Genomic DNA, 2148 nt, shown 5'->3' with positions numbered 1-2148 from the left:
CGGCGCGGAGGGCGTCGTCGTCCAGCTCGGGGCCGGTCTCGGTCAGCCGTCTCATGCCCGCCCCCCGCGGTGGGCGCGGTGTCCGGCCAGGGTGCTGCGGTCCGGCGGCGGGTTCTCCGCGCCCATGTTGTGGACCAGGCGCGCCGGCTGACGCCACCCGAACACGCACTCGAGCATGCGGGCCGCCGAGACGGAGGCGTCGGCGTCGTGCATGCGCAGGATCCGGGCGCCGCCGTACACGCAGGCCGCAGCCGCGGCCAGCGAGCCGGGCAGGCGCTCGTGCCGGTGCCGGTCCAGGCTCTCGCCGATGAAGTCCTTGTTCGAGACCGCGGCCAGCACGGGCAGCCCCAGGGCGGCGATCTCGTCCAGCCGCCGCGTGATCTCGAGGGTGTGCCGGGTGTTCTTGTTCAGATCGTGGCCGGGGTCCACGACGATCCTCTCCTCGGGGACGCCGAGCGCCACGGCCCGGTCGACGGTGCGCCGCAGGTGGTCGCGGACCTCCGTGACGACGTCGCCATAGGTCGGCCGGGGGACCACGGCCCGGGGTCCGCGCACGTGGGCGAGGGAGTGGGTGACCACGAGGTGCGCGCCCGCGGCGGCCACCACCCGGCCCAGGTCCGCGTGGAACAGCCCCGTGGTGTCGTTGACGACGTCCGCCCCCGCGGCCAGGGCCGCCTCGGCCACGGCCGGCTGGAACGTGTCCGCCGAGAGGATCAGCCGGCGTGACGCCTCGGACGACCCGGCCCCGTCCCCGCTCCGCAGGGCCGCGATCAGGGGGACCACCCGCGCCGCCTCCTCGGCCGGGTCGAGCTCCGCCCCGGGCGCGAACGGCACGCCGCCGACGTCGACCCACTCGGCTCCGGCGTCCGCCGCGGCGTGGGCCTGGGCGAGGGCGTCCTCGAGGACGGCGCCGGCGCCGTCGTCATAGAAGGAGTCCGGGGTGCGGTTGACCACGGCCATCGTGACGATCCGGCGGCGGAAGTCGATCTCGTGGTGGGCGAACCGGTGCACCGGGTGGACGAGCGGGACGGAGGGGGTCGGCACCCGGCCATTCAACCACCGGCGCCGCACGGTGACAGTGCGCCCCGGAAGGACTATGTTTCCCTCCCGTGACATTTACCTCGTCGCCGCGGGTCGGCCCGCGCCGGCCCCGCATCCGTCCGACCCAGCTCGTGGTCGGGTCCTTCCTCGTCGCCATCGTGACGGGCACCGGCGCACTGCTGCTGCCCGCCTCGTATCAGGGCCGCGCGCCCACCCCGCTGGAGGCCGCGTTCACGGCGACCAGCGCCACCACGGTGACGGGCCTCGGCGTCGTGGACACCCAGACGTTCTGGACACCCCTGGGTCAGCTCGTGATCCTCACGCTCATCAAGCTCGGTGGCCTGGGCGTCATGACGTTCACGTCGCTGCTGGGGCTGGTGATCCTCCGGCGGCTCGGCCTCACCCAGCGCCTCGACGCCGCGGCCTCCACCCGGGCCGAGGGGATCGGGGACCTGCCCCGGGTGCTGCGGGCCCTGATCCTGTACTCCACGGCCGTCGAGGCCTCGGTGGCGCTGCTGCTGAGCCTGCGCTTCTGGCTGGGCGCGGGAATGTCCCCGGGCCAGGCACTGTGGCAGGGGGTCTTCCACGCGGTCTCCGCATTCAACAACGCCGGGTTCGCGCTGTTCAGCGACAACCTCATGGGCTTCGTCTCGGACCCGTTCATCTGCCTGCCGATCGCGGCGGCGATCATCTTGGGCGGCCTGGGCCTGCCGGTCGTGCTGACCCTGCGGCGAGACCTGCGCCGACCCGAGCGGTGGAACCTCACGGTCCGGCTCGTGCTCGTGGGCACCGCGGTGCTGCTGGTGGGCGGCACGCTCATGTACCTCGTCCTCGAGTGGTCCAACCCGCGGACCCTGGGCGGTCTGGACCCGGCCTCGCGCGTGCTCGCGGCGTTCTTCCAGTCCGTCACGACCCGCACCGCCGGCTTCAACACCCTGGACTACGGGCAGATGCACCCCGTGACGCTCTTCGCCACCGACGTGCTCATGTTCATCGGCGGCGGCCCCGCCGGCACCGCCTCGGGCGTGAAGATCACGACGGCGAGCGTCCTGCTGTTCATCGTGCTCGCGGAGATCCGGGGGGTGCCTCTATGGTTTTCGTCAAGCC

The 2148-nt window shown here is 73.3% G+C and carries 2 protein-coding genes; one reads left to right on the top strand and one right to left on the bottom strand.

What is annotated here, in order from left to right; translation table 11 throughout:
- Positions 1–51: 51 nt before the first annotated feature.
- Entirely contained in the window at positions 52–1044 is a 993-nt protein-coding gene (folP, locus tag HMPREF3105_RS10325) for a dihydropteroate synthase (protein WP_061867008.1), read from the bottom strand.
- Positions 1045–1109: 65 nt separating this feature from the next.
- Between folP and HMPREF3105_RS10320 the strand changes: the two genes are divergently transcribed.
- A partial coding sequence (locus tag HMPREF3105_RS10320) for a TrkH family potassium uptake protein (protein WP_246830374.1) occupies positions 1110–2148 on the top strand: 1039 nt, incomplete at its 3' end.

The organism is Micrococcus sp. HMSC31B01 (assembly GCF_001816085.1).
Classification (GTDB): Bacteria; Actinomycetota; Actinomycetes; order Actinomycetales; family Micrococcaceae; genus Micrococcus; species Micrococcus luteus.
The sequence above is the reverse complement of the archived record's forward strand: the minus strand, read 5'-3'. Positions and strand labels throughout refer to the sequence as shown.